The sequence below is a fragment of the Halobacillus karajensis genome, from assembly GCF_900108515.1.
Lineage (GTDB): Bacteria > Bacillota > Bacilli > Bacillales > Halobacillaceae > Halobacillus > Halobacillus karajensis.
Genome location: NZ_FNWW01000011.1, coordinates 34,449 through 60,627, shown reverse-complemented (window position 1 = coordinate 60,627; position 26,179 = coordinate 34,449). Strand labels below are relative to the sequence as shown.

The window sequence follows — 26,179 nt, the reverse complement described above, 5'->3', positions numbered from 1 at the left end:
ATGTTTCCTATACGATAGTTTTAGCAATGGGATGGAGGAATGGATATGTTAATAGGAAATCTTATCGAGTTACGCCCTGTTTCAAGGGATGACTTACATTTATTGTTCAAATGGGCCAATGATGAGGAATTGGCGGACCTTGGTCATGGTACTTCCTCAGCCTACCAAAATAATAACCCGAAAGAAGATATTGAGGCCTTCTATGAAAAGAATCTGACCGCTCAACCTTTATGGGAGACCGGACGTGTTTTCATGGTGTATACCGTTAGTACAGGCGTCCCTATTGGGAAATGCAGCTATAGTAATCTCAATCCGATCACAAGATCTGCTGAGATTGGATTGAGTATAGGGGAAAGAGAATATTGGGGACAAGGATATGGAAAAGATATCATTCAAACATTGCTGAAACACCTTTTCTATACCCTTAACTTGGAACGTGTTCAACTGGATACATGGAGTGGCAACACCCAGGCCATCCGCCTCTACGAGAAGACAGGATTCCAAATCGAGGGACGGCTTAGAAAAAACGAATATGTTTCCGGGTCTTATTATGACACCATTTTAATGGGATTATTGCGAACAGAATTCGAAAGCTAAATGTTTTTCATAGAAAAATGCAGGGAATAAATAAATCGATCATCAGATTCATGTTCATCATAATTAATGGTTCTGAAAGGAGTCCACGATGAAAGATCAACTCAGAAACCCTGTTTTCCTCATTTCCGCATCCACTATTACGATTCTTGTCATTATAGGGGCGGTTAATCCTGAGGGCTTCGGCACAATCGCTGGTGCCGTATTCGAATTTACCACCATAAACTTTGGATGGTTTTATCTTATATCCATTTTTGGATTCGTCATCTTTCTTATCTCTCTTGGTTTGAGTAAATATGGAAAGATTAAGATTGGACCACCAGATTCAAAACCCGAATTTCCTTTCTTTACATGGATTGGAATGTTATTTTCTGCTGGTTTTGGTGCAGGACTCGTGTTCTGGGGGGTCGCTGAACCCATGAGTCATTTTTTTGAAACACCTTTCTCAGACTTAGAAGCGCAAACAGAAGAGGCAGCCAGGGTCGCTATGGCCTATTCCTTTTTTCACTGGGGCATCAACCAATGGTCTGTATTCGCTATTGTTGGTCTTTTGATAGGCTTTTTGCAATTCCGAAAAAATAAAGATGGTCTCGTATCCACTGCGCTTGAGCCTGTTTTAGGGAAATCCAAGCCTGTGAAATATACGATTGATTCATTAGCCGTGATCGCTACGGTTATGGGGATTGCAACCTCTTTAGGGTTAGGAATTCTCCAAATGAATGGAGGTTTGAATGTTGTATTCGGTGTACCGAATTCAATAACATTCCAGCTTGTCATCACCGCTGTTCTTCTCATGTTATACTTAACCTCTTCCAGTAGTGGGCTGGAAAAAGGAATCAAATGGCTGAGTAATTTAAACTTAGCTGTCTGCCTTATCTTACTCTTGTTCGTCTTTTTCGCTGGTCCGACGGTTTTCATATTAAATAGTTTTACTTTAGGACTAGGCGACTATATCTCGAATTTTGTCGGTTACAGCCTGAGACTTACCCCATATGAAGGAGGAACGTGGCTGCGAGACTGGACGATTTTCTATTGGGCCTGGGTAATCGCATGGTCCCCGTTTGTAGGAGCATTTGTTGCTCGTGTATCCCGGGGAAGAACTATCAGGGAATTTATCTTCGGAGTGCTCGTTGTCCCTCCGTTAATTGCCTGTTTATGGATTGCTGTTTTTGGCGGAACCGCATTGAACAGTGACTTAAATCATGGTACTCAAATTGCTGAAGCCGTAAACAATGATGTGACGGTCGCTCTTTTTAAAACCTTTGATTATTTACCACTTACAGGCGTTTTATCTTTTTTATCGATTCTGCTGATCGCCACATTTTTAATTACATCTGCCGACTCAGCCACTTATATTTTAGCGAGTATGACGACAAACGGAAGTTTGACACCTGCTCTTCCCATTAAGATTATATGGGGAGTATTGATGGCCGCAATCTCTGGTGTCCTATTGTTAGCAGGTGGCCCTAGACGCATTGCAGACAGCTTCCCTTGTTTCTGCACTCCCGTTCACAGTGATTATCATCCTCTTTGTCTATGCTTTTACTAAAATGATAAGACAAGAGCCCCTCCCTGAACGGCACAGGAGAAAGAAAGAGTAACGAAAGAGAAGTGGCATGCGCCCTTACACACTCCCAGCAAGCTGAAACTTTTTCATGGCCTAATCAAAGAAGGTCTCCTTCCGAAAATAGAAGGAGACCTTCTTTGTAAAGTTCCAAGACTTTTTAAACAAGAATTACAAGTGTTCACTCTTCAATCTTTCCAAATATTTTATAGGTACCCGGGCAAAGAAATAATCCCCCCGTTCATGAATAAACCGCTGATAAGAACGTTCTAACATGTCATGGTTCCCTGTAGCCAGCCCGAGGTAGCATTCTTGAAAAGGGGATAAAGAAGGCAAAGACAGCAACACTTGGCGTGTCCTTTGGTAATCTCCACGAGCTAAAGCAAGATGAGCTTGTTCGACAGGATCAGATGTGGATATTCCTTCTGTTTGCAGATGAAAAGCGGATATAAAAGGAAGTGTGTGATCTTTAATCGATCGTAAAAAGCGACGAAGGCCATGTTTTTTCGCAATATCCATAGATTGTATTAACGATTCCATGGATGACTCATAACCGTTATAGAGCTGACACAGGGCTAAATCATGATGCATACGACTCTTCCTTCTTGGCGAAACTTCTGTATTAATCATCTTGTAAGCATAACGACTGGCTAGGATGGAATTATTTGTCTTCCAATAATGATAAAAGAGCAGTTCCTGATACCGTTGATTCAAATAATAATACATCAAGGGTTCGTCTACTTTTTGTAGTGCCTGGTCACATTCTTCCAAATATTTATCCAAGGCGGTATATATATTCCTGTCCTGATAGGAATATACGAGGGTGAATAGGTGGAGACAATGTAAAGTTGGATGTTTGTAATGGAGAGATTTTAGTTCACCTAGATGGTTTTCCTTCTTTTCCTGCTTGGATTGATTCAAAATCAAACGGTAAAGGTAACCTGCGCTGTCATTTATGTATGGCGATGAAGCAGCAGCTGACAAATCTTCATGAAGGTCATTCATGTATAAGAATTCCAATGAGACAATCTGTTCATCAAGATCTCTGGGGAATTCGGAGACGATATAATCCCTCGTGTAAAGAACAGCTTCTTTCGGGAAATGTTTTCTCAAGTTGTCTAGATACACATGATACAACGAGGAAGTGCGGCGCATCTGCAGTTGACATAACGGACTTGGCTCAATTAAGTAATGATCTGTCATATGGCCATTCCCTCACTTTCTTCTTATATAATAGTTTATTGAATTTTCGAAAATATGTCTATACAAAAATTGAACAGAAACTAAAAGGAAGCACTCTCCCTGATCAAGCTATCCCACTCATATTTTTTCGATTTAATCATTCACTTTTGTCCTAAACAAAAAAGACACCACATAAATGTAGTGTCAAAAAATGCTCGATGTGAGGAACCAGACATTCCATAAAAGAAGACTATAGACAAGCAGACGTTCACTATTCGATCCTGTTCGAAAAGTAATGATAAATTGCAAATGTTTTTTTGAAAAAGGATACGCCAAAGGGATGCCTTTTCTTGTGATATAATCGCCAAACAAATGGGAAACCACACCGATGATCAAGCCTCCGATGTACATACGAGGAATAGCAAAAGCCTGTTCAAGAATGATTCCGTATCCAATTAGTAAACAGATAAATAAAACCGAATGAGTCATCTTTCTATGGCCGCGAATCATAATAAGAATTGGTAAAAGGAGCATAACAAATACCTTTAATTGTTCTCTGTATGTATCTAAATAGTCAGGCACAAATAAGTAACAGAGAAACGCGATCGTAAAAACGGTCATCAATCCCCGCCAGAACTTATGCCCTAATGTAGAAGTAGGTGTGTCTATATCCGGCAGCAGAGAGCCGAAAAGGACAAACACAAAAAATAAAACGGTTTGAAGAGGCTGCTCTGGAATCCACTCAAACGTAGGTAATAACGTCATCGCTCCTACGCCGAACGTGAAGCCGACAACCTGGTGTCCTGATGCCATCATGATGTCAAATACCTCTCTTTTCTTTGATGCTGTTAGGAGTATAAGAAAGTTATTCCTGCCATATTTACTAAACAGCGCAAACCTTATAGTAAAAAATAAACCCACAGAAGTGTGGGTTTGTCTATTGCATTAACAATCTTTTTCTGGAAGCCCCAGCATCTGAAACTTAGGTCCTTCCATTGTTTGCTTGCCTTCTATTGTTAGCTGTTCAGCCAAATGTACAATTCTTTTATCAATGGCTACAGGAATTGAATTGATATGACGAAGTTCATCATCACCAGCCGGTTCTTCGATTGCCATGCCAATATCCGGCTCCCCACAACCGTACCCGGCAAAAAACAAACGCAGACATCCCGCTTCTTCATATTCGAGGATTTGATTCAACAAGTCTCGTGCTTGATCGGTGATCTTCATCATCTTCACCCCTTTAACTATAAAATATCATATTTGCCTGCCACACAGGTAATAAAACGCAGTAGTCAGCAGCTTATACTCGCATTTTAAGTTCACAGAGAGGACATCTATTATCATTTGCTAGATCACCAAAAAAATCCCCGGTGGATCTCCCACCGGGGATTGGTTTCCCTTTTATACAGCGTTGGCTTTTAATTGGACATCAATATTGCCGCGTGTCGCTTTAGAATATGGGCATACTTTGTGTGCTTCTTCTGCAAGCTTTTCTGCTTCTTCCTGAGAAACACCTTTCACATCAACGTTTAGAACGACACCGATTTTAAAACCGTTATCGGATTCATCTTTCAATAAGCTGACATCAGCAGTAATTTTAGATTCAATGTCTTTCTTCTGTTTGCTTGCAACCAAATTCAACGCCCCATCATAGCAGGCCGAATAAGCAGCAGCAAATAACTGTTCAGGATTGGACCCTTCTTCTTTACTTTCACCAGGCATGGCAAGGTTCAGGTCAATAAGGCCATCCTCGGATTTAACGTGACCATTACGTCCACCTTGTGCAGTTGCTTGTGATGTAAACATTACATTACTCAATACCATCACTCCTTGACTTAATTTAAGCTCACAACATTTATATACCACATCTTGCCGTTTTTCAAACATTTCTATTTATCATAGACACGATATTCCTGCTTTAATTCCTCTGGAGCCATCTTAATCATCCATTGCATAATGTAAGTGAAAACAGCTAAATCATCCACAAGTCCTAAAAAGACAAGAAAATCAGGGATGACGTCCCACGGGAATAAGAGATAAGCAAGCAATAGGAGAACCGATACCCACTTCTTGCTTTTACTTACTTCCCTAGATTTGAAAAACTGCACGAGAAAAGGTACAGATTTTCGAACATTGAAAAGAAATTTGATACGTCTCCATAAACGGATCATCGTCACCCCTCCCTCCAGGTATTATACCCTTATTTTTTCAACGTCAAGCAAGCCGAATCCTCACAATTGCTTAAATAAGGCGTATACTTTACCATAAAAAGAAAAGAAGAATTTCACATATATCCCCAGCCTGCGACAAATAGCCGGTTTTTCACCGCTAGAAAAGACAGCTGGAGTTCGAGCGTATACAGCATGACCAAATATTTTATAAGATAACTAGACCATATCCACACATACTAGGAATAGCTACATAGCCCATTTTATAAAATTCTGCATACGATACATTAGCTCAAAGAAAAATGAAGGGGAGAAAGTTGTCATGAAGATCCTATTATTGAACGGAACGATCGTCGGGAAAAAGACCCGGACGCTCCTTGATGAAATCCAAAAATATATACAGCAGCTGCCAACGAAACATGAAACGAAAATCGTCGACCTCGAAAATTATGAGCTTCAATTCGTCGATGGCCGGCCAGCTGAAAAATACAATGACGATATGAAGGAATTGATCAAGGAAATCGAAGAAGCGAATGCATATGTCATCGCCACCCCCGTTTTCCAAGGATCAATCCCAGGCACATTAAAAAATGTCTTTGACGCTGTATCTCCACTAGCTATGCGTTATAAACCAGTCTCCATCGTCGCCAATGGAGGAACATTACAACACCACCTTGTTGTAGAAAACCAATTGAAACCGATCTTAAACTACTTCCGTTGCATGGTGACCCCTAATTATGTCTACACGCACACGAATCACTTTTCTACACAAGGTGAACTAACCGATGAAGACGTACGCAACCGCCTAAAAGAGATGACTGTTGTTTTCGATCAATACATGCAAATGAGTCAAGAACTCGAACCAGATAAGTAAAAAATGCTCAGGGTGTCTATTCGGCTTAGAAAGTGCAAAATCCATAAACCATGATCTTACTTAAGAAGCGCGGATCCTTTATAGGCCTCCCCGCTTCTTTTATGCTCTTCCAAGTACCTTCGTTATGTAATTTTGCGTTTCGCGAAATGGCGGCACACCGTCATACTTATCTACATTCCCAGGGCCTGCATTGTATGCAGCAAGAGCTAACTCTGTATTGCCATCATAACGATCAAGCATTTGTTTCAGGTATTTGGTTCCCCCCATGACATTTTGCTCCGGGTCTAGAGGATTTGAAACACCAAGCCCTTTCGCTGTCGCCGGCATCAGCTGCATCAGCCCTTGAGCTCCTGTATGACTCACTACATCAGCATCAAAATTAGATTCAGCCTTAACAACAGAGCGAACAAGCTTCTCATCCACCCCATGATGTTCTGCAGCCTTACGGATCCATTCATCTACATCAGAACTCTCTACCTTTATATCAGGAATTCCATCTGCCTCTGACCACTCTTGAACCACAGGGGCTACTTGTCCCTGAAAGGGAACATAAGTGACTGGTTGTTGTAGTGGTTGAGCTTCTATATTAATCGATTGGCCAATGGCTGCATTTAAGAAGCTTTGAAAAGTCTCCTCCTGTAAACCACTAGAAAATTGATCATGGTTTCGCTTACCCACCATCGCCATTGCCTGCATTTGTATCATTAATTGGATTTTGTTTACATCCATGAGAGCTCCACTCCATATCATTGATTACTTCAAGTGTACAAAATACATCGGATCCCCACAATCCACTCCTGAATATATTTTACATTTTTCCAATAGTAGTCAAAACTTGAGAAAATCTTTCCTCAAATTATGCATTGAGTACTCACCTTAAGTTGTTTTTTTCCCAAAGCAGTACCCCATGAAAAAGTGGTACAATAAGTAATAGCAAAAGAGATACTGAACCGTCCAACGTGTTTGGCCGTGCTGGTTGTCCATGGCCCTGCGCATTGTAATGTTATTTGTATTCATTTCTTCTTGAGTACTCTCTTTTGTCTCTTACGTCGAATCACCCTATTATTTTTCCCCGCCAGGAAAAATAACCTGTAGATTTTATGGTCTGTTTTCCCTTAATAAAAGACAAGGACCACCTCCCTTTTGCCTATTCAAAAGGGGGCTTTTTTTATGTCTCCTTCAAATTATGCCTACCCTTGAACCTCCCTTAATGAAATCAGCGGTTATATGGCAAAAAACATTTCACAGAACGTTCATCTTGTTACAACTGTCGGCTTGTCCATAGACAAGACGTCAAAATTTTTTCTAAAAGAAAGATATTCCACGTTTGTACCTCATATATTGAAGTACAAAGGAGGTGGAATAAAGATGGATTTCAACAACCGTGTCTTTGTGTTCTTAGCGTCCCTGCTTGCTGGATATGCCCTTTATAGTATTGGGGATACCGCTGGGAACTTTTTCGACCAATTCTTGTTCTACGCCGGCTACATTGCAATGATTCTCTTTTCTTTCGCTATTACTATCGTCGGTTTGGCAAGATTCTTAAATCAGTACAAATAAAAAAGTGCCACATGAGGCAGGACGTGTTGAAAAGGCTGCAGAATTCGCAGCCTCTTTTTGTGTTATTCAGATGGTTTAAAAAGTGATGTCAGGAATCCTTTCACCCCTTCTTCTTCAGATGTTTTTTCTTCCTGCCTCGGTTCTTCTATCCGGACCTTTTCTTTTTCAATAGCATAATCCAGCGTTAAAACAGCTCCGAATTCCGTTTCTGACTCCTGATTTGAAATCGTCGTATGATGGATTTCCTGCTCTTCGGCCAGGTCTTTAAATGGTGATAAAAATCGATAGCTCACTTCACTATTTAATAAAAGTTTTGCATCAGGATGTTCTTTCATGAGCCCCTGCATTTCTTTCTTTCCTAACTCCTGCATGACCTGCCCTTTCGTTAGAGCAAGTAGCACGCGTTCCCTTAAAGTCCCCAGGTATCGTTTCCTCTCTCCTGGCTTTGTTTGCCGGCTCCCATATACCCCTTCCTGCAAGTAGTCTTCCATATCTGGTTTCTTCATAGATGCACCTCACTCACTTCTAGTATGACACAGAAAAAAGGCTGCACACTTAGCAGCCTTTTCCTATTTTACAACGACTTGAATATGGGAAGGAAGAACTGACAGTTCAACAGGTAAAGGGTCGCCTTCTTCCCCATCAACATTTGTCACTAATTCTTCCTTCGATGTCAGACGGATCCGATCGGCTTTAAAGTATTGGACATCCTTTTCATCCTTCAAATTCCCCCTAACTATCGCTGAGGCAATAGTGGCTAAACGAATCATACTCACTTTAGGAACTACATATCCGTGAATTTTCCCATCGTTCACTTCAGCCTCTGGAGACAAGTTTTCAAAGCCTCCCGCTGAATTCGTCAATGCAGCCAGGAAGAGAAAAGACTCCCCTTCCCATGCTTTATCATCATATTCAATACGAATCGGGTAACTGTGGTTTGTTAATGTTTTCATGCCTTCCATCATATAAGCAAGCGAGCCGAATTTAGTCTTTTGTTCAGGAGTTACTTCAGATGTAGCTTCAGCGACAGCTCCTGCTGCTACTATATTCACAAAATATTGATCATTAAATCGACCGATATCCACGGCTTTAGTCTGATCAGAACGGAGGACATCCACAGCTTCTTCCACCTGCAATGGAATATCAAGGGCTCTCGCAAAATCATTTACCGTACCCAGCGGGATAATGCCCAATAACGGCCGGTGGGTCTGATCCACCATTCCATTGATCGTCTCGTGGAGAGTCCCATCTCCTCCCATTGAAACGATTAAATCAAACTCATCTTTACAGGCGCCCTGGCAATATTTCGTGGCATCTAACTCTTTTTCTGTTTGAGCCACACTGACCTCGTAGCCTTTTTCTGTCAAAATCTCTTTAATCGTTTCTACATGATCTAATGCTTCTTCTTTCCCCGATGATGGGTTTACGATTAACATGGCTTGTTTCATTCAGGAATTCCTCCCCGTGGCGTCCTCAATCTTCAAATTTATATTCAAAAAGTGTACGTACAGGTGAAAACCCCACCTTCTCGAGAAATTCACTTCCTCTGTGGTGGGAAGAATGCAGGCTTACTTGAATAGAGGTTGCTTCCTGGTCACGTATCCATTCCAATATTTTGCGGCATAGATCACTACCGATACCCTCACGTCGATAAAACTCATCCACAAAAACTTCGTTTAAATATCCACGAACCCCTTCTTCCCCAAGTGGGGCAATCGTACCCAAGACATAACCAATCATTCGGCCATTCATATCAGCCACTAAGAGTTTTTGCTCCGGGTTTTTAGCCAGAAATTGATCCGCAGCCCAATATTTCCGCTCTCGAATTGTTTCGCTTGTCTGACGTCCTGGATGGGCTAGATGAAGGAAATCAATGCTGTATCTTGTAAAGTGCATTAAATCCTTTTCTTCAGGTTCCCTAATTTTTACGATCAGAAACTCCCCCTCTACTTTTTCAGTACAACTTCATATTCAGGTGTGTTTTGGATGACACCTTGGGCGAAGGAGCAGACCGGGTCGATCTTCAATTTATGTTTTCTTGCATAATTCACAGCAAAATCAATCAAGTCCGTTCCTAACCCTTGCCCGCGCTCGGAAGGAGCGACAACTGTACTTGTAATGACCATTGTATTTTCTTTTTCTTCAAATAGAAGTTGAGCTTTAGGTTGTTCTTCATCCCCAATGAAGAGCTTTCCTTTTTTCTGTTGAATGGTTTGTTCCATAATGATCTCCCCTTTCCCTATTAAGGGTACCCTTTCACGATTAAAGAAAACATTGCCCTTCCTTCTATCTTATCAGTTTGGCCTCTGGCATTTCATTTGTGGACTTTAGGAAAAAAAAGCACCTACCAAATAGTAGGTGCCTAGCAATTAAGCGATTTTCTTTAGATCTTCTTCCAGCGGAATATTCTTTTCCAAACCACGACGCGCGGCAATAATAAATGCCGTTACCACTGCTACTGTTCCAATGGCTGCAATAACATAGGACATATTCAATGGAAGACCAAATCCAATCGGAGCATTTAAAATATACGTGAAAGTTGCCATTGTCATGAATGTAGCTGGAATGGCAGCTATGAAGTAATTTTTACGGGATAGGAACAAGTACATCGCCCCGACCCACAAGGCAATCACAGCCGTAGACTGGTTCGCCCAGGAGAAATATCTCCACAGCAATGTAAAATCAATCCGTGTCAGAATGAACGAAACAACAAACATTGGCACAGCAATCCAAATACGGCTTGTTACTTTCTTTTGTGATACTTTCAGATAATCGGCGATGATCATACGGGCACTTCGAAATGCTGTATCCCCTGACGTGATGGGCAGGACAATGACACCAAGTACTGCAAGCGTACCACCAACAGCACCAAGCATCGCAATTGATACTTCGCTGACTACAGCAGCTGGACCTCCGTTCGCAAGGATTTCGTTCAGGCCGGCAGAACCATTAAACAGACTCATAGCCGCTGCTGCCCAGATCATGGCAATAATTCCTTCGGCAATCATCATGCCATAAAAAATACGGCGGCCTTGTTTTTCTTGTTGAGTCGTTCTTGAAATGATAGGGGTTTGGGTAGCATGAAAGCCTGATAGTGCCCCACAAGAAATCGTTAAAAATAATAGCGGAAATATAGGCGCATTGTCTGGGTGCATATTTGTAAATGTTAACTCCGGAATGGGCGCTCCTGTTACAACCAATGATACTCCTACTCCTATGGCACTGATTAACAGAAGGGCGCCGAAGATCGGATAAAAGCGTCCAATAATTTTATCAATCGGCAGCATAGTGGCCAATAAATAATAAGCAAAAATCACAAGAAGAATAACAGGGAGTGACAGCCAACTGCTTGTCATGTTATGCAGAAGATCAGCAGGGGCGGTCACAAACACCGTACCTACAAGCACTAGTAATAGAATAGCAAAGGCATTAACGACGTGTTTCATCACTTTCCCCAGGAATTTCCCTGCAAGCTCTGGCAAGTGAGCTCCACGGTTACGTATGGAAATCATACCAGTTAAATAATCGTGAACAGCACCTGCAAAAATAGCGCCGAAAACAATCCAAATAAAGGCTACAGGTCCGTAAAGAGCTCCGAGAATCGGGCCAAAAATCGGACCTACCCCCGCGATGTTCAAAAGCTGGATTAAAGAATTTCTTTTTTCTCCCATCGGCAGGTAATCGACACCATCACCATGAGAGTATGCTGGCGTTTGGCGTGCTGTGTTCACACCAAACGTTTTTTCTACATATTTACCGTACGTAAGATAACCGACAATTAAAAGGGCAATACTCACAAGAAATGTAATCATGAGGGATCCTCCTTTGCGCGTTTTACTGCAATCGCTTACATTGAATATATCAAGATAACGCTTACAAAGGGGGCTTTTATGTTTAACATGTCGAATTTTACGATTAAAGTGTTGAAAAAAGGGGATGAAAAACAGATGTATTTACAGTTCAAGTTTATTTCTTAAATCCTTGACGTAATTTCGGCTGACGGAGAGCTTTTCGTTTGTACCCTGAAGTTCGAGTTGATAGGCTCCATTAAACCATGGGGTCAGCCTGTATATGTAATCAAGATTAACAAGATAGCTTTTATGAATCCGGAAAAAGGAAAAGCCTTGAAGACGCTGCTCTACATCTTTTAATGCATCCTTTGTCTCATACATTCTTTCCCTGCCCACAATCTTCGTAATTCGATCCTCTCTGTACACATACATAATATCTGAAGGATTCAGGTATTCAATCGTGTCTTCTACCTCAACAGCCAGCTTGGATGGATGAAATTCCGCCTTCTTTTCCCCCTGCTGAAACTTCTTCTCTATTCTCTCAATCGTTTCACTCAATTGTTCTTCGTCAAAGGGCTTAAGCAGATAGTCAATCGCTTGATGGCGAAAAGCCTCGACGGCGAAGTCCGGATAAGCAGTAGCAAAGACGATCTCCGGGACCTTTTTTAATTCCTGCACAGCCTTCGCTACCCCCATACCATCCATTTTAGGCATCTCTACATCAAGGAAAAGGACATCCGGTTGAAGTTTCAATGACTGCATCACAGCCTCTTCTCCAGAAGCCGCTTCACCAATGACGTCTATCCTCTCATAAGATTCTAATAAAAAGTTTAATTCTTCTCGGCTAAAACGTTCATCATCAACAATGAGCACAGTAATCTTCTCATTCATGAGAGTGTCTCCTTTTCATAAAAGGGAATGGAAAAAGCAATGTCTGTTCCCTGCCCTTTGTTACTTTTTATCTGAAGTTTTGATCCTTCGCCATGCATATGCTCTAAACGTTTGTTGACGTTAAATAAACCGAACCCTGTTCCTACACTCGACTCGACCGATTGTTCCCCCAGCGTCTTAAGTCGGTCGCCATCGATCCCTGCACCGTTATCTTTCACCAGGATCTCCACATGTCCCCCCACTTGTTGGATGCTGATGATAATTTGAGCTTCTACTTCTTGATCTTTAATGCCGTGTTTTATACTGTTTTCCACAAGTGGCTGTAGGGTTAATGGAGCAATCCTGGCAGAAAGAGCTGATTCATCTACATCATAATCAACATGGAGGCGATCGACAAAACGTGTCTCTTCAATGAGCAGATAGGCTTTTACGTGTTTAAGCTCTTCTTTGAGTGTTGTCCAAGTTTTAGTGGTCGCTCCCAAGTTCTGCCTAAAAAATCGAGAAAGTGCAATGAGCAGTGACCTCGCCTTGTCCGGCTCCGTCCGAGTCAAAGATACGATTACATTTAATGAATTGAACAAGAAATGGGGATTCACCTGTGCCTGCAGCGCCTTAACCTCCGCTTCTCTTGCAAGTTCCTGAGCTTTTTCCGCATCGGCAAGTTCCAGTTGTTGACTTAGGAGTGAACTGAGGCCCTGAATCAACTCCAACAAAACATTAGAGATTTCTTTAGGCGTTGTCACGTAGAATTTCAATGTTCCGACCACTTCCTGTCGCTTTTTTAAAGGAACGATTACAGCTGCGCCAAGAGGGCAGGAAGGGTGCTGGCAATGAATGTCCTCGTGACGGACGACAATACGTTCACCAGTATGAATGACTTCCCTTGTCGCATCTGTCTGGATCGGTTCCCCTGCCTTATGGTGATCGTCTGCCTGTCCAACATGAGCAAGGATTCTTTCTTTATCCGTCATCGAAATAGCAGAGACTTGGACTTCTTTAAAAATAATCTGGCAGGCTTTCTCTGCCGAGTCCTTAGTCAACCCTTTTCGCAAGTGAGAGACCGTAGATTCCGCAAGTCTCAGGGCTTTTTGGGCTTGGAGTGCGCCTACCTTCTCTTCTTCATGAAGGACATTGCGAATAATAAGTAAAAATAATGCAGATCCGACGCCATTAGCTGCAACCATAGGCAGTCCGATTTCCTGGACGAGTACCCAAGCACGAGCAAACGGGTCCGAAATCAATAAGATGATTCCCATTTGTAACGTTTCAGCCAGAGCTCCGACAAAAAAAGCCGTTTTTAATTTCAATGGTTTCCCTTTTTTATGAAAATAACCAGCAATAACCCCCGCAACGACGGCAGAAATCCCACATGCGGCCCCTGTGAAACCACCAAGGGAAAAACGGTGAACGCCCGCGATTATTCCAGCACCGATTCCTATCCGGTATCCTCCAAATAGACCGGCGGCAACGATGCCGATTACTCTAGAGTTTGCCAGCGCTTCGGATTCAACGAGGGTATAGGTCCAGCGTCCAAAATCAAACGAACTTGTGTCATAAGTGATTCCTGTATATGTACCGATGATTCCAAACACCCCGAAAAAAGCAATTGCCATATACTGCTGTCTTGAATCGAGTGTTTTTTGATCGATCAACTCTCTCAAAAAACGAAAACGTGTGATAATGAAGGCAACGGTGACGATAATTCCGAGTCTCTCGAGCATCGGGAGGAATAATTCAAACATACGCTTACTCCCTTCTTTAAACGCTAGCGTAAAATACAAATGAATTTTTGTATTTATTGTAGCATGCAGCGATTTCCTCCATACATATTCGAAACGGAACCTTCGAAAAAAGAGGAAGAAAACGTCAGAATTTTTGTGATACACTTAGAGAAATGAGGTGATTGGATGACAACAAAGCTAGCGATTATACAAATGGACATCGCTTTTGGAAACCCGGAAAAAAACCGAGAGCACGCAGAATCAAAAATTAAAGAAGCTGCCGCCCAAGGAAGTGAGGTCATCTTGTTGCCAGAACTATGGACTACAGGGTATGACCTTTCACGTTTTGACGAAATCGCAGAAACACTAGAAGGACCAACGCACAATCTATTGATTTCGATGGCTCAACAATATGGAATCACGATAGCAGGGTCCATCGCTGAAAAAGAGGATGGCCGATTTTATAACACTTTCGTCGCTTACAATCCGGAAGGTGAACGCCTGCTTCAATACCGGAAAGCCCATTTGTTCCGTTTGATGAATGAGGAAAAATACTTAGAATCCGGGAACAAAAAGGGGAATTTCCGTCTTGGTGATATTCCAGTGGGCGGAGTGATTTGCTATGATATTCGCTTTCCTGAATGGATGCGGACCCACATGCTCGACGGCTCGCGCGGTTTATTCGTTGTGGCGGAATGGCCAAAGCCCCGTGTGGAACATTGGCGTAATCTTTTGATTAGCAGGGCAATTGAGAACCAATGCTTTGTCATCGCCTGTAACCGTGTCGGTTCTGATCATAACAATGAATTTGGCGGGCATTCCATCGTTGTCGATCCATGGGGAAATGTTCTCGCTGAAGGCGGCTTTGATGAAGAAATCGTCTATGCAAACGTTGACTTCACTGATGTGGAAGCTATTCGCGAACAAATTCCCATTTTCCAGGACCGCCGGCCAGATTTATACGAATGATGTGTGATTGGTTCCTCCGAAAAACGGAGACCTGTCTAAGAGTCCAGGCGGTATCTTAGAAATTCGGTCCATTTGGGCTGTCGTGTAATGACCGGCAGCCTGTTTTTCCCTTCCATTGCAAATCGCCGATGAAATCAATTTTTCGGTGATATCCACCTCCCCACCTGATCGTGCCTCTCTCAAACTCTGAATGCCACAATTATTAGACGATAACGAAAACCCTTCCGCATTTATTCTTCGGAAGGATTTTTCTCATAAGCAGCCGTTTGATAAGTGTAGTTGGGGGTATCCATCCTGTCCACACAAGAGGAATGGAAAATATGAGTAGATGCAGGTGACAATGGCGGAATAAGCCACGTCCAATCTCCTGTTACTTCTCGGCTGCACACTTTTTCTTTCTTTTCGAATTGTAGAAACTGCTGGGCAGCCGTATGGTGATCAACCAGACTGACTCCATCCGCTTGATAGGAAAACAAAACGGCCTGATTCATCTCTATCAAAGCACGGTCCCTCCATAAGGAAGAATTCCGATTTGTATCCAGTCCCATTGCTTCTGCTACTACAGGCAAGAGATTATAGCGAGACTCATCAGCAAGGTTACGGGCACCAATTTCAGTTTCCATATAAAAACCATTAAAAGGAGCAGCCGTATAATCTATCCCGCCAATTTCAAGACGCATATCTGAAATTAAGGGAACGGCATACCACTGAAGGCCCAATTGTTGAAACCAGTCAAAATCCGGGTGACGCAGCGGTACTTCCAGCACTTTTTCGCTAGGAATATCAAACCACTTCGGCGTCCCTTCGTCTATTTGTACAACAAGCGGAAGAATATCAAAAGAGGTGCCTTTCCCCTTCCAGCCGAGTTGTTGACACCGCCTAGTGAACTCAATAGAAGCAGGATCGCCTTTTACGCCTCCCTTTTCTTCATATCCAGCATAACGAACCAACTGATGGTTCCAAATACGTATTTGTTCTTGACCGCAATGAGGTTTGAAAATTGTAATCGTTGACCGGATCCGTCCACCATTTGTTGCATAGTCCAAATGGTCGAACATCCTTTCTCGAACCCCTTCTTCCGTATTCACATCCCGGGCATCAAATACTTTTAAGCTGTTCCAAAACAGGCGGCCAATGCAGCGGTTGCTATTACGCCAGGCGACTTTTGCTCCATATTCCAATTCGGGAAAGGTATGAGTATAACTGCCTTCCCAGCGTATTTCCTTTTTGATGCTTTGTAATCGCTCCTCCACTCCAACAAGTTTCTTCTCTTGGTGGAATTGGCGAATAAACGATTCCGCTTTTTTATATAAATCTGTGTTCACCTTATGAATCCTCCTGTATCTCACTTCCCTTTCATCCTATCACACGAGAATTCTAACTTCTTACGAATCAATCTGCCTTTCGTGCAGCTTGTTGAATCGGATCCCAAACACTATTATACGGAGGGGCATAGGAGAGATCCAAGTCTTCCAATTCATCGATTGTCATGTCGTGGTAAAGAGCGGTTGCCAGGACATCTATCCGTTTATCCACTCCCCTTCCGCCTATTATTTGAGCTCCGAGCAGCTGGCCAGTTGCTTCATGATAAATGATCTTCAGTGTCATAGGGTCTTCTCTGGAATAATAACCCGCGGCATGGGTCGATTGGATAGTTATTTGTTTATAAGGGATGTTCTCCTGGTCCGCCTCACGCCCCGACAGACCCGTCCGGGCGAGGGTTATATCGAAAAACTTTAAAATCGACGTACCGACAATTCCCCGAAACGAACGTTTTTGATTAATCATATTCAAACCGGCAATCTGCCCTTGTTTATTTGCATGGGTGCCTAAAGGGATGTAATCATCTTTCTTTTTGATGCGGTGATATTGTGTAGCGCAATCGCCGGCAGCATAGATATCCAATACGCTTGTTTCCATAAATGCGTTTACGGTAATTGCATCATTCATTCCTTTATAAACACCTGTATGTTTCATGAATGTTGTGTTTGGGGTAACTCCCACGGCCACAAGCACCAGGTCTGCATCGTATTCTTCCTTATCCGTCACAACAACTTCGACATGCTCTTTTCCTTTGAAGCCTTCTACTGATTCATCGAGGTGAAGTTCCATCTGGTTCCTCATGGCTTCTTCATGAACAAGCTCGCCCATATCCTCATCAAAGATTTTGGCCAGCTGAGAACCACGGTCGATCATTCGAACTTTTTTTCCGAGGGATACGAATCCCTCTGCCATCTCAAGACCTATGTAGCCTCCCCCGATGATGGCTACCTTTTCCACGTCCTTTGCTGTTGCGGCCATGATATCCTTAATATCCGGAATCGTTTTTAATGTATGGATTCCCTTTAAGTCTTTCCCTTGCCATGGAGGCATGACAGGAGAAGCGCCTGAAGCTACCAGCAGACGATCATAAGGTAGTTCGAACCTTTCTCCTTTCCCGTCGTTTCCATAAACCACTTTACGCTCACAATCGACATCTGTCACCTCGTGATAAATACGGACATCAATGCCGTATTTATCACGAAACGTTTCAGGCTTTCGCGCGATCAATTCTTCAGTCGACTCCACATCCCCACTTAATACATAAGGTAGTCCGCATTGACCATATGAAGTCATTCCTCCTTGTTCGAAAACCGTAATGGAATGGCCTTCACTATTCCTTACTATTTGCATCGCTGCACTCATACCAGCAGCATCCCCGCCGATTATGACAAAATTCATATGCTACACTCCTTCAACGTGCTTCTATTCTTTTTATTCTTTACCTATATGGTTCCCACTCAAACTGCCCTCATGTTAAACTAACCATATTATCTTTGTTCGATTTTTCTAAAAATAAATCCGAGGTGACCATCGTGAAACAATTCAAAACATCCAAAGCTGTAGAAAGATTACCCGACCAATTCTTTGCGACATTAATCGATAAATTAAATGTATACAAAGAGCGTGGATACGACACATTGAACTTAGGCCAGGGCAACCCTGACCAGCCTACCCCTGAACACATCGTCGAATCACTAAAGGACGGAGCAGAGAACCCTGAGTTTCATATGTATCCACCTTTCCATGGATATGAATTCTTTAAAGAAGCAGTAGCCGAGTTCTATAAACGTGAATACAACGTGGAAATCGACCCCGAAACAGAAGTAGCCATCATGCCTGGAAGTAAAACCGGTCTTGTCGAACTAAGTCAATGTTTCCTTGATCCTGGAGATGTTGCACTCGTCCCGGACCCTGGATATCCTGATTATTGGTCAGGAATTGAAATGGTTGGTGCACAAATGAAATCCATGCCGCTCCGCGAAGAAAATGGGTTCTTACCTGATTATAACGAAATTGACTCGGAAAGCTGGGAAAAAGCAAAACTTATGTTCCTAAACTACCCAAACAACCCCACAGGGGCTATGGCGGATGAGGAATTTTTCAAGAAAACCATTGAAGAAGCAGAACAACATGATGTATGTGTCGTTCATGATTTCGCTTACGGGGCCATTGGCTTTGATGGAAACAAACCCATCAGCTTTATGCAAATCGAAGGTGCCAAAAATGTAGGGGTTGAAGTTTACACCATGTCGAAGACCTACAACATGGCAGGCTGGCGTGTCGCCTTTGCCGTTGGCAATCCAAGCGTCATTCACGCTATTGAAGTCATTCAGGACCATTATTTCTGCAGTATTTTCGGTGGGCTTCAACAAGCTTCTGCCACTGCGCTGCTAAGTTCACAAGAATGTGTGACAGAGCTGGCCGAAACTTATGAAAAAAGACGAGACCTACTTGTCACAGGCCTGGAAGATGCCGGATACCATGTCGCTCCATGCCAAGGGTCCTTCTTCGCATGGCTACGAGTGCCAGATGGATATACTTCCCAACAGTTTGCCGATGAACTGCTAGAGGCAACAGGGTTGTTTGTTGCCCCCGGGGTTGGTTTCGGTAAGCACGGAGAAGGTTATGTACGGATTGGATTAAATAACTCAGCAGAAACTTTGACTGATGCAGTAAAACGATTTAAAGATTTTGCAGTTAAATAAAGACGATGTAAAAAGGCTTTCTAATCAGGGGAGCCTTTTTTTGTTCCAGCTCATTCTTGTGCATGGTTTTGAATGTTCATGCCGGGGATCAATTTCTTAATCACTTTAACGACATAAGCAAAAGAGTCATTCATGTTTTCCTAAAAAATTATTGAATCCTCCCCCCGAATATATTTTAATTAACTTATACAAATATCGGGAGGGTCCTATGTACGTACTTATTAGAAGAAATGACCGTTTAATAGAAATATTGAAAGACCCGATTGATCGGAGAGAACGAGTTTTCCTCCAAGAAGAAGAAGCAATGAAATATGCAGATAAATTAAACCTCCACCTACACTCAGGGCCAAAATGGGAAGTCCAGGAATACTGAATCCAACATTTATAACCCACTTCCCCATTCGTCTACCTTTTCCGAATGACCAAAAGCGCAAGTGATAGACTCAACCCAACAAGCCTTAAGCCCTTGCATTCAGAGTGACGGATGGTTTAAACAAAAAAGGAGAAGGGAGTTTATCCCCTTCTCCTTTTGGCCTTAAAATGGGAAGTACCGATACCCGTTCTTCATTACACCAATCCATTTAACGGTGGTAAACTTTTCAAGAGCCCACTCACCACCAAAACGACCGAGACCTGATTCTTTTTCTCCACCGAAAGCCACATGCGCCTCATCATTTACAGATTGATCATTAATATGGATCATACCCGTTTCTACTCGTTTGGCAACTTCAACCCCACGATGGACATCACGGGTAAAAATAGATCCACTTAAACCATAGGGAGAGCTGTTGGCTACTTCTATAGCTTCCGTTTCAGAAACGACTTTAATCACGGCCGCCACGGGCCCAAAAATCTCGTTTTTTGCTATAGGCATGTCATTGGTTACGCCAGACAAGACGGTTGGCTGCATTACATTTCCGTCTGCCTCTCCACCTGTTACAATCTCCGCTCCTCTACCAATGCTTTCTTTCAGATTCTCCTGAATACGTTCAACCGCTTCCTTATTAATAAGAGGACCGATCACTGTATCTTTTTCAGAGGGGTCTCCTGCTTTCAAACTCTCTACCTTTTCTTTGAACTTCTCCACAAATATATCGTGTATATTTTCATGGATAATGATTCGGTTTAACGACATACAAATCTGACCCTGGTGCAGAAACTTGCCAAAAGCAGCCGCTTCGACTGCCTGATCGATATCAGCATCGTCAAGAACAAGCATGGCATTATTTCCACCTAACTCTAAGGCTGTTTCTTTGATATGCTTACCAGCTAATTCCCCAATGTGACTTCCTATTTCCGTCGATCCTGTAAATGAGATCAGCTTTGCTGCCGGATGTTTTACAAAAGCATCCCCTATTTCTGCCCCCCTGCCGACCACTACATTAAGAGCACCTTCCGGGAAGCCTGCCTCCTCAAAGAGATCAGCGATTAACAGTCCAGAAGTCACTGGGGCATCCGAAGCCGACTTAACAACAACTGTATTTCCTGTAGCAATAGCCGGAGCAATCGATCTCATCGCAAGGTGAAACGGGAAATTCCATGGGCCGATAACTCCAATGACACCTTTCGGAGAGCGGTAAATCCGATTTTCTTTTCCAGGTGTATTAGACGGTAAAATCTGCCCGCTCATACGTGTTGGGAAACCCGCTGATTCACGAATGATCCCCACTGCTGCTTGGAACTCGACTTCCGCTTTTACAAGCGTACTGCCGGCTTCCTTCACAAGCCAATCGATAATCTCATCTTTTCGGTCATACACAACTTTCAGAAGCTGATCGAAACAAGCCCGTTTTTCACCTGGGGCCGTTGTCATCCATGACCCCTGTGAATTCAATGCGGCTTGATACGCTTTATTAAGATCGTCTTCATTCGCAGATGGAATGGATGCAATAGTCTGCTGTGTATATGGGTTGATATTATCTACGTACTTCTCACTGGAACCATTTATCCAATGACCATTGATATATTGCTTCGTAAATGTTTGGGGACTCATATCAAAACCTCCAGTTAAAACTCTCTCACAACTCTATCATTATCATTCCCGGCCTGAATAAAATCCAAACGACTTAAAGGTCCATCCGCATATCGACATGCGGGATGCCATCTTCCAGGTAGACCTCCGAAACCTCTTTGAACCCAAAGGATCCATAGAAATGCCGCAGATGTTCTTGTCCGTGCAGCCAAATGTGCTCCACTTTATACTCCTTTTTCAATACTTCGATCGCATGATCCATCATGGCCCGCGCATAACCGCTGCCTCGGTAGTTTTTTGATACCAAAACTCGACCAATGCTGTAGTATTTTTCTCCTTCGACAGGGGGAACAAGCCGACAATACGCAACTATCTTGCTTTCTTCCTCCAGCCATATATGTAAACTGTCTTTATCCCTGCCATCCACTTCGGGGTATGGACATTTTTGCTCCACAACAAAAACTTCAACCCTATTCTGCAAAATTTTGTATAATTCCTCCGTTGTTAAATCTATGAATGTTTTTTGAATCCAATCCACGTTTTCTCCCCTCCCACATTAATTACTTTTTAATATACCTGACCTTTTACAGCCTGACAAAATAAAAGGGGTATTGTTTTATCGTTTGAAGGGAGCAATGGAAGGGGAAACTACAGGTACTATTCTAGTAAACCTCAGCGAAAGGAGGAGCCACATATGATAAGCAAAATATTACCTGGATCACTTAGAAAGTATCTAGAAATGTCAAAGCGGCAGCGAAAGCATGAAATGCAGATGACCCTGTGGTACATGCCTTTATTTTATATTCTTATGTCTATCTTTTTCGTTATCGCCACATTATTACTGGATATCACTTTTCAAATCGAACAGTTTACCTTTGAATTTTTCCGAATCAATGCAGATATTACGCGCATGCTTGTGAGTACTTTAATTGGAGGGATCTTGACACTAAGTGCCTTCACATTAAACTCTTTGCTTGTCGTTTTAACCACGTTCAGTGGTCAATTTTCTCCACGCATGCTTCTCAATTTCGTAGCCGACCGCAGAACCCAGCATGCTCTTGGTTTATTCAACGGAAATTTCGTTTATGTCCTGCTCGTCTTCCTTTTTATCGGAAATACAGAGCACGAGTTTTTCGTCGCCGTTCCTATTGTAACTATTTTCCTTGCCTTTACCTCTTCTGTCACATTCATTTACTTCATCAACCATGCAACGACATGGATGCAAGTCCATAACATCACAAACACGATGAAGACATCCTCTGAGCAAATGATTAACCAGACGCTGCGGAAAGACCTTGAAAGGTACCGTACGGAAGAACCTGGTAACCTGATGGAAGAAGAACAGACACAAACGAAGCCAATAAAAGCGATTAAGTCTGGGTATATTCAACTTGTAGATTACAGAAATATGATTGAGAAAGCCAAGGAAGATAACATTATCATACAATTTCACGCCAAGGTCGGTGACTACATTTTGAAAGGAAACACCTTACTCAGTTACTGGGGCCCTGGAAACGAAAAAATTGAGGAAGATGAATATTGCCAGATGATTAACATCGACTACAAACAAACCGAATTACAAGACATCCAGATGGGGATGCACAAACTAGCGGAAATCGCTATAAAATCACTTGGGAATGACGACCCAAAAACAGCAACGAACACCATCCATCAAATGGCGGAGCTGATGCTCACTGTCGAGGATTACATTACTTTCACCCCCTATTTAATGGATAACGAAAAACAAGTCCGTCTCATACTTCTTTCTGAGTCATTCGAATCTTATATTTATCGCGGGTTCGGTTATATTCGGCATTATGCACGTGACAACCATCTTATTATTACGGAACTAGTCGATTCCATTGCTAAAGTAGCAGAGTCCATCGATCGGTCCAAACATCAAATGTTATGGGAGTTTGCCAGCAGTACCATCGACCATATTGAAACGAAAATCATTTATGAACTCGATAAGACCTTTTTGCTGGAGGCTTTAGAGAGATTATCAAGAATCACTGGAAATCAATTGGATTACTATGCCCTATACCGTAAATTCTATCCTATCGATTAATAAATCGGCTAATGAAATAAATCCTTGCCCTTCACGGCATCGAACTTTGAGCTAAATGGATAAACAGAGTGGCTAAAACAAGGAAAACCATCCAACCTCCTAATACAAGCAAGAGCCTTCTTTCTAAAAGCAATCCGTTCCATATTGTATAGAAAAAAGCTCCTGCAAGGATAAGAGCGATCCAGATCGTTATCCCGCTAAGTGTAAATAGATAGGGAGAATTAATCACCCATAATACAGAAATCACCAAGTAGCTTAAAATGAACGCTCCGTTTAAAACTCTCATGGAGTCTGCCCCCATTCTCTCAATCTTTGCTCGACTTTGTTTTTCTGATAGTTGTACGAGACCCAGCTGTTCTCCTCGTTGACAACCCATTGATCATAACGTTTTTGTAAAATAAATTCCAAATGTGGATGTTCAAAACCTTCCTCATAGAGGTCTAGAAGGGCAGACACACCGGTATAGGATAAAGAGTTTAAATAGGCCATATCCACATCCCCCGTTCTGTCATACCGCTCAAGATTTTTTTCGACGACCCACGATTCCAGATTGAATCCATTCATACATGTATAGAAAATGAACGCGCAAATGATGTAAAAATGAATAAGTGGCAGACGAGGGATCCATACCTTAATAAGAGTGTACGTAAAAAGGACAAATAAAAAGATCATAAACATCATAGCCAGCAACCGATCCATCGTATAGCCGTACTGCGATTCATAAAGAAGCAAACGCTGAAAAGCGGACACTAGCAGGATCATACTGAACACAATAAGCAACGCATATAAAGCTTTTAACACACGTTGAATGTACAGCCCCTCTACTTTCTGGAACAACAGCATTGGCAACAGGACGGATAAGTTAACCAGTGTAACGGCAAGCAACTCGAAAAACCCACGACGGGCATACTCAGAGTAGCTTAAACCGTTCTGCAGTTCTCCGCCAAAGAAATAAGTAAATTGTACAAAGATAAACAAAAGATAAACACTATTTAATAAAACGAGGATCGTTAGCGCTATGATGCCATCCATTTGCGGTCTCACCTGTTCGGGAAGATGTGGTGTGGACGGCCGTTGAAGACTCTGAAAAAGGCCAAAGACTGTTCCGGACACTAAAAGAGCAACAACGATTCTCCCGACAATCTCTTCAAAATTGGAGAATAGTACAGGTATCTTCCCAAGAAGGTTTTGAAAGACAGCATCTGCCTGCATTAACAACAGAAGGACAATCATAAGAATCGGGGCACCGACAAGAAGCCCGATGACCACCTTTTTCATCGCTTCATATTTATCTCTATCCATTTGTTTCCCTATCTTTTCATTCAAACCATCAATATACCTCCTATTTTCTTTAAGGATCCCTCCCGCAGTTTGAGCCATCCATGTAAGGAGATAAGGATGATGCCACTCAAATGTCTTCGGCTTTGTAATCAGAACCACATGCGCAAAAATCAGCATTGGTAACACAAGTATATTAAGTGCTTGCATCAGGGCGAAATCATAGAGAGTGTAGTTAAACGCTATCATCAAAATCACCCCCAAAAGCAAAATCCCCATACGCTTTTCTGCTAATGGACAATGACGGAAGTTCATAAAAAAGATAAGGTAAAAAACGGTTACGGTAATAAAAACGTTGACTCCTAAATCCCTCTGAAAAAACAGCATCTGTGCGACTACTCCCAAAAACAGACAGGCGGTCAGTAGCACAATACTCCTGCGATCAATATTATTTTCCACATCTATTCCCCCTATACCTTGATTAACATAAAATATAGATATTCTATGTAGTTGGTTAAAAAAAGAATATCTGCTTAAACAGACATTCTTCGCCCAAAACGAAACCCGAACCACGTAAATGGATAAAGTAAAATGGTCCCAATGATACAGACCCAGATAAACTCCTGATTGATTAACGGAGCAAACCAGCGATGCGGGATAATATGAAAAACAGTCAGCAACATAAGAATGAGATTGGGGACCATTCCGATAATAAACGTTTTCCCAAGAAGTGGCTGGCCACTCGGCCCGAAGGTTTTGCCAATTTCGTATCCAAGCAGACACCAAAAGGCAACATACGCCCATATAATAGCCATCGGGATAGACGTTAATGTATTCCAGGTCCATTCAAGCCACCCCCACGAAAACAAATGATAAGCAACCGTAAGCAATGATCCTCCTATAAAAAGAGCGATATTACAACAGACGAACAACCACTGCAGTTTCGGCTTCGTCACCGTTATTTCCTCTCTCCATAGATTCGCTATGGCTTCCGGATGTCCGAGACGCTCTATCATCCATTCATAACTGACTTCATTTTCTTCCTCTGCCATGTCCTTAAGGTGACCTTCATATTCTGTTAGAATGCCATCTTTCTCTGAGTGGAATGAGAGCGCACGAGAAAGCTCCGTCAGATATTTCTCCTGGTCAGTCATCACGTTTCTTTCTTCCCGATCAAATTGTTCATTACTTGGACATAACGGTGCCATTCACTTGTACGTTCTTTTAAAATTTCTTGGCCATCCACTGTAATTTTGTAATATTTACGAGCAGGTCCTTTTTCACGGTCCTGCCAATAATAACTAATGTACCCCTGTTTTTCGAGCTTATGAAGAGCTGGATACAGTGTCCCTTCCTTCACTTGGAAATGACTTTTACTGCGACGGTCCATTTCTTTGACGAGTTCATATCCATACATGTCACGATCGTCCAGCAATTGCAGGATAAGAAGAGAAGTACTTCCTTTTACCAATTCTCGATTAAACATATTCTCACCTACCTAGAATAATAAGGTAAA

Annotated in this window: 29 protein-coding genes and 1 pseudogene; 8 read left to right on the top strand and 22 right to left on the bottom strand. The window is 42.3% G+C overall.

Annotated elements, in window-relative coordinates:
• Positions 1-45 precede the first annotated feature (45 nt).
• Positions 46-597 carry a GNAT family N-acetyltransferase gene (locus tag BLW54_RS17605; protein WP_035511211.1) on the top strand — a complete coding sequence of 184 codons (552 nt, stop codon included), beginning with the start codon at positions 46-48 and terminating at the stop codon, positions 595-597.
• A gap of 88 nt (positions 598-685) precedes the next feature.
• Positions 686-2,195: pseudogene (locus BLW54_RS17600) on the top strand (BCCT family transporter).
• A gap of 134 nt (positions 2,196-2,329) precedes the next feature.
• On the opposite strand, the gene BLW54_RS17595 reads toward BLW54_RS17600, so the two are convergent.
• The 5 genes from BLW54_RS17595 to BLW54_RS17575 form a co-directional block, all read right to left on the bottom strand.
• Positions 2,330-3,361 carry an AimR family lysis-lysogeny pheromone receptor gene (locus BLW54_RS17595; RefSeq protein WP_035511216.1) on the bottom strand — a complete coding sequence of 344 codons (1,032 nt, stop codon included), beginning with the start codon at positions 3,359-3,361 and terminating at the stop codon, positions 2,330-2,332.
• A gap of 183 nt (positions 3,362-3,544) precedes the next feature.
• Entirely contained in the window at positions 3,545-4,156 is a 612-nt protein-coding gene (locus BLW54_RS17590; protein WP_035511218.1) for a metal-dependent hydrolase, read from the bottom strand.
• A 129-nt stretch (positions 4,157-4,285) separates the two neighbouring features.
• Positions 4,286-4,573, bottom strand: a complete 288-nt coding sequence (locus BLW54_RS17585) for an iron-sulfur cluster assembly accessory protein (RefSeq protein ID WP_244153541.1) — start codon at positions 4,571-4,573, stop codon at positions 4,286-4,288.
• Positions 4,574-4,744: 171 nt separating this feature from the next.
• The gene (locus tag BLW54_RS17580) at positions 4,745-5,161 is read right to left on the bottom strand and encodes an organic hydroperoxide resistance protein (RefSeq protein ID WP_035511336.1); all 417 of its coding nucleotides are present in this window, start codon (positions 5,159-5,161) and stop codon (positions 4,745-4,747) included.
• Between the two features lie 71 nt (positions 5,162-5,232).
• The gene (locus BLW54_RS17575) at positions 5,233-5,514 is read right to left on the bottom strand and encodes a YkvA family protein (protein WP_035511222.1); all 282 of its coding nucleotides are present in this window, start codon (positions 5,512-5,514) and stop codon (positions 5,233-5,235) included.
• A 319-nt stretch (positions 5,515-5,833) separates the two neighbouring features.
• Between BLW54_RS17575 and BLW54_RS17570 the strand changes: the two genes are divergently transcribed.
• Entirely contained in the window at positions 5,834-6,385 is a 552-nt protein-coding gene (locus tag BLW54_RS17570; RefSeq protein ID WP_035511224.1) for an NADPH-dependent FMN reductase, read from the top strand.
• Between the two features lie 99 nt (positions 6,386-6,484).
• Here BLW54_RS17570 and BLW54_RS21220 read toward each other — a convergent pair whose 3' ends face one another.
• On the bottom strand, positions 6,485-7,114 hold the full coding sequence (locus BLW54_RS21220) for a lytic transglycosylase domain-containing protein (protein WP_035511225.1): 630 nt from the start codon (positions 7,112-7,114) through the stop codon (positions 6,485-6,487).
• Positions 7,115-7,753: 639 nt separating this feature from the next.
• Here BLW54_RS21220 and BLW54_RS17560 point away from each other — a divergent pair.
• Entirely contained in the window at positions 7,754-7,945 is a 192-nt protein-coding gene (locus BLW54_RS17560) for a hypothetical protein (RefSeq protein WP_035511226.1), read from the top strand.
• Between the two features lie 62 nt (positions 7,946-8,007).
• Here the strand turns inward: BLW54_RS17560 and BLW54_RS17555 are convergent, their stop codons facing one another.
• The 7 genes from BLW54_RS17555 to BLW54_RS17525 form a co-directional block, all read right to left on the bottom strand.
• Positions 8,008-8,451 (bottom strand): YueI family protein, encoded by a 444-nt coding sequence (locus BLW54_RS17555; protein WP_035511229.1) that lies wholly within the window; start codon positions 8,449-8,451, stop codon positions 8,008-8,010.
• A gap of 63 nt (positions 8,452-8,514) precedes the next feature.
• Positions 8,515-9,393 (bottom strand): diacylglycerol/lipid kinase family protein, encoded by an 879-nt coding sequence (locus BLW54_RS17550; protein ID WP_074736092.1) that lies wholly within the window; start codon positions 9,391-9,393, stop codon positions 8,515-8,517.
• A 25-nt stretch (positions 9,394-9,418) separates the two neighbouring features.
• The gene (locus BLW54_RS17545) at positions 9,419-9,841 is read right to left on the bottom strand and encodes a GNAT family N-acetyltransferase (protein WP_035511233.1); all 423 of its coding nucleotides are present in this window, start codon (positions 9,839-9,841) and stop codon (positions 9,419-9,421) included.
• Positions 9,842-9,891: 50 nt separating this feature from the next.
• Positions 9,892-10,167: a GNAT family N-acetyltransferase gene (locus BLW54_RS17540; protein WP_035511236.1), complete on the bottom strand. Its 276-nt coding sequence runs from the start codon at positions 10,165-10,167 to the stop codon at positions 9,892-9,894.
• A gap of 147 nt (positions 10,168-10,314) precedes the next feature.
• Positions 10,315-11,757, bottom strand: coding sequence for a carbon starvation CstA family protein (locus BLW54_RS17535; protein WP_035511238.1), 1,443 nt, complete (start codon positions 11,755-11,757; stop codon positions 10,315-10,317).
• Positions 11,758-11,898: 141 nt separating this feature from the next.
• Complete coding sequence (locus tag BLW54_RS17530; RefSeq protein WP_035511241.1) at positions 11,899-12,627, bottom strand: LytR/AlgR family response regulator transcription factor; 729 nt, start codon at positions 12,625-12,627, stop codon at positions 11,899-11,901.
• Entirely contained in the window at positions 12,624-14,369 is a 1,746-nt protein-coding gene (locus tag BLW54_RS17525) for a sensor histidine kinase (RefSeq protein ID WP_035511242.1), read from the bottom strand. Before BLW54_RS17525 ends, BLW54_RS17530 begins: the two co-directional genes overlap by 4 nt.
• 165 nt (positions 14,370-14,534) lie before the next feature.
• Here BLW54_RS17525 and BLW54_RS17520 point away from each other — a divergent pair, with 165 nt between their 5' ends.
• A complete protein-coding gene (locus BLW54_RS17520) occupies positions 14,535-15,317 on the top strand; it encodes a carbon-nitrogen family hydrolase (protein ID WP_035511245.1) in 783 nt (260 codons plus the stop codon).
• On the opposite strand, the gene BLW54_RS20815 is transcribed toward BLW54_RS17520, so the two are convergent.
• The 3 genes from BLW54_RS20815 to BLW54_RS17510 all read right to left on the bottom strand — a co-directional run bounded on the left by BLW54_RS20815 (position 15,306) and on the right by BLW54_RS17510 (position 18,038).
• Positions 15,306-15,473: a hypothetical protein gene (locus BLW54_RS20815; protein ID WP_167358836.1), complete on the bottom strand. Its 168-nt coding sequence runs from the start codon at positions 15,471-15,473 to the stop codon at positions 15,306-15,308. The genes BLW54_RS17520 and BLW54_RS20815 overlap by 12 nt on opposite strands.
• 74 nt (positions 15,474-15,547) lie before the next feature.
• Positions 15,548-16,642 carry a nitric oxide synthase oxygenase gene (locus BLW54_RS17515; RefSeq protein ID WP_074736090.1) on the bottom strand — a complete coding sequence of 365 codons (1,095 nt, stop codon included), beginning with the start codon at positions 16,640-16,642 and terminating at the stop codon, positions 15,548-15,550.
• Between the two features lie 67 nt (positions 16,643-16,709).
• Entirely contained in the window at positions 16,710-18,038 is a 1,329-nt protein-coding gene (locus BLW54_RS17510) for an FAD-dependent oxidoreductase (RefSeq protein ID WP_035511250.1), read from the bottom strand.
• Positions 18,039-18,172: 134 nt separating this feature from the next.
• Between BLW54_RS17510 and BLW54_RS17505 the strand changes: the two genes are divergently transcribed.
• Together BLW54_RS17505 and BLW54_RS20810 are read left to right on the top strand one after the other, a co-directional pair.
• Positions 18,173-19,345 carry a pyridoxal phosphate-dependent aminotransferase gene (locus BLW54_RS17505; protein ID WP_035511252.1) on the top strand — a complete coding sequence of 391 codons (1,173 nt, stop codon included), beginning with the start codon at positions 18,173-18,175 and terminating at the stop codon, positions 19,343-19,345.
• A gap of 208 nt (positions 19,346-19,553) precedes the next feature.
• Positions 19,554-19,718: a hypothetical protein gene (locus BLW54_RS20810; RefSeq protein ID WP_155997004.1), complete on the top strand. Its 165-nt coding sequence runs from the start codon at positions 19,554-19,556 to the stop codon at positions 19,716-19,718.
• A 162-nt stretch (positions 19,719-19,880) separates the two neighbouring features.
• Here BLW54_RS20810 and BLW54_RS17500 read toward each other — a convergent pair whose 3' ends face one another.
• Both BLW54_RS17500 and BLW54_RS17495 read right to left on the bottom strand, forming a co-directional pair.
• On the bottom strand, positions 19,881-21,338 hold the full coding sequence (locus tag BLW54_RS17500) for an aldehyde dehydrogenase family protein (protein ID WP_035511254.1): 1,458 nt from the start codon (positions 21,336-21,338) through the stop codon (positions 19,881-19,883).
• A gap of 73 nt (positions 21,339-21,411) precedes the next feature.
• Complete coding sequence (locus BLW54_RS17495; RefSeq protein ID WP_035511256.1) at positions 21,412-21,855, bottom strand: GNAT family N-acetyltransferase; 444 nt, start codon at positions 21,853-21,855, stop codon at positions 21,412-21,414.
• Between the two features lie 156 nt (positions 21,856-22,011).
• Between BLW54_RS17495 and BLW54_RS17490 the strand changes: the two genes are divergently transcribed.
• Entirely contained in the window at positions 22,012-23,385 is a 1,374-nt protein-coding gene (locus tag BLW54_RS17490; protein ID WP_035511258.1) for a DUF2254 domain-containing protein, read from the top strand.
• Between the two features lie 31 nt (positions 23,386-23,416).
• Here the strand turns inward: BLW54_RS17490 and BLW54_RS17485 are convergent, their stop codons facing one another.
• From BLW54_RS17485 to BLW54_RS17470, 4 genes are all read right to left on the bottom strand, one after another.
• Positions 23,417-23,671, bottom strand: coding sequence for a hypothetical protein (locus BLW54_RS17485; RefSeq protein ID WP_035511260.1), 255 nt, complete (start codon positions 23,669-23,671; stop codon positions 23,417-23,419).
• A complete protein-coding gene (locus BLW54_RS17480) occupies positions 23,668-25,122 on the bottom strand; it encodes a DUF4153 domain-containing protein (protein WP_035511263.1) in 1,455 nt (484 codons plus the stop codon). Before BLW54_RS17480 ends, BLW54_RS17485 begins: the two co-directional genes overlap by 4 nt.
• Before the next feature lie 74 nt (positions 25,123-25,196).
• Positions 25,197-25,817: an HAAS signaling domain-containing protein gene (locus BLW54_RS17475; protein WP_035511264.1), complete on the bottom strand. Its 621-nt coding sequence runs from the start codon at positions 25,815-25,817 to the stop codon at positions 25,197-25,199.
• Positions 25,817-26,149, bottom strand: coding sequence for a PadR family transcriptional regulator (locus BLW54_RS17470; protein ID WP_035511267.1), 333 nt, complete (start codon positions 26,147-26,149; stop codon positions 25,817-25,819). Before BLW54_RS17470 ends, BLW54_RS17475 begins: the two co-directional genes overlap by 1 nt.
• Positions 26,150-26,179 lie beyond the last annotated feature (30 nt).

Coding starts and splice junctions, on each gene's coding strand:
- BLW54_RS17605 (WP_035511211.1), top strand. CDS start 46: ATGTTAATAGGAAATCTTATCGAGTTACGCCCTGTTTCAAGGGATGAC.
- BLW54_RS17595 (WP_035511216.1), bottom strand. CDS start 3,361: ATGACAGATCATTACTTAATTGAGCCAAGTCCGTTATGTCAACTGCAG.
- BLW54_RS17590 (WP_035511218.1), bottom strand. CDS start 4,156: ATGATGGCATCAGGACACCAGGTTGTCGGCTTCACGTTCGGCGTAGGA.
- BLW54_RS17585 (WP_244153541.1), bottom strand. CDS start 4,573: ATGATGAAGATCACCGATCAAGCACGAGACTTGTTGAATCAAATCCTC.
- BLW54_RS17575 (WP_035511222.1), bottom strand. CDS start 5,514: ATGATCCGTTTATGGAGACGTATCAAATTTCTTTTCAATGTTCGAAAA.
- BLW54_RS17570 (WP_035511224.1), top strand. CDS start 5,834: ATGAAGATCCTATTATTGAACGGAACGATCGTCGGGAAAAAGACCCGG.
- BLW54_RS21220 (WP_035511225.1), bottom strand. CDS start 7,114: ATGGATGTAAACAAAATCCAATTAATGATACAAATGCAGGCAATGGCG.
- BLW54_RS17560 (WP_035511226.1), top strand. CDS start 7,754: ATGGATTTCAACAACCGTGTCTTTGTGTTCTTAGCGTCCCTGCTTGCT.
- BLW54_RS17555 (WP_035511229.1), bottom strand. CDS start 8,451: ATGAAGAAACCAGATATGGAAGACTACTTGCAGGAAGGGGTATATGGG.
- BLW54_RS17550 (WP_074736092.1), bottom strand. CDS start 9,393: ATGAAACAAGCCATGTTAATCGTAAACCCATCATCGGGGAAAGAAGAA.
- BLW54_RS17545 (WP_035511233.1), bottom strand. CDS start 9,841: ATGCACTTTACAAGATACAGCATTGATTTCCTTCATCTAGCCCATCCA.
- BLW54_RS17540 (WP_035511236.1), bottom strand. CDS start 10,167: ATGGAACAAACCATTCAACAGAAAAAAGGAAAGCTCTTCATTGGGGAT.
- BLW54_RS17535 (WP_035511238.1), bottom strand. CDS start 11,757: ATGATTACATTTCTTGTGAGTATTGCCCTTTTAATTGTCGGTTATCTT.
- BLW54_RS17530 (WP_035511241.1), bottom strand. CDS start 12,627: ATGAATGAGAAGATTACTGTGCTCATTGTTGATGATGAACGTTTTAGC.
- BLW54_RS17525 (WP_035511242.1), bottom strand. CDS start 14,369: ATGTTTGAATTATTCCTCCCGATGCTCGAGAGACTCGGAATTATCGTC.
- BLW54_RS17520 (WP_035511245.1), top strand. CDS start 14,535: ATGACAACAAAGCTAGCGATTATACAAATGGACATCGCTTTTGGAAAC.
- BLW54_RS17510 (WP_035511250.1), bottom strand. CDS start 18,038: ATGAATTTTGTCATAATCGGCGGGGATGCTGCTGGTATGAGTGCAGCG.
- BLW54_RS20810 (WP_155997004.1), top strand. CDS start 19,554: ATGTACGTACTTATTAGAAGAAATGACCGTTTAATAGAAATATTGAAA.
- BLW54_RS17500 (WP_035511254.1), bottom strand. CDS start 21,338: ATGAGTCCCCAAACATTTACGAAGCAATATATCAATGGTCATTGGATA.
- BLW54_RS17490 (WP_035511258.1), top strand. CDS start 22,012: ATGATAAGCAAAATATTACCTGGATCACTTAGAAAGTATCTAGAAATG.
- BLW54_RS17485 (WP_035511260.1), bottom strand. CDS start 23,671: ATGAGAGTTTTAAACGGAGCGTTCATTTTAAGCTACTTGGTGATTTCT.
- BLW54_RS17475 (WP_035511264.1), bottom strand. CDS start 25,817: ATGACTGACCAGGAGAAATATCTGACGGAGCTTTCTCGTGCGCTCTCA.
- BLW54_RS17470 (WP_035511267.1), bottom strand. CDS start 26,149: ATGTTTAATCGAGAATTGGTAAAAGGAAGTACTTCTCTTCTTATCCTG.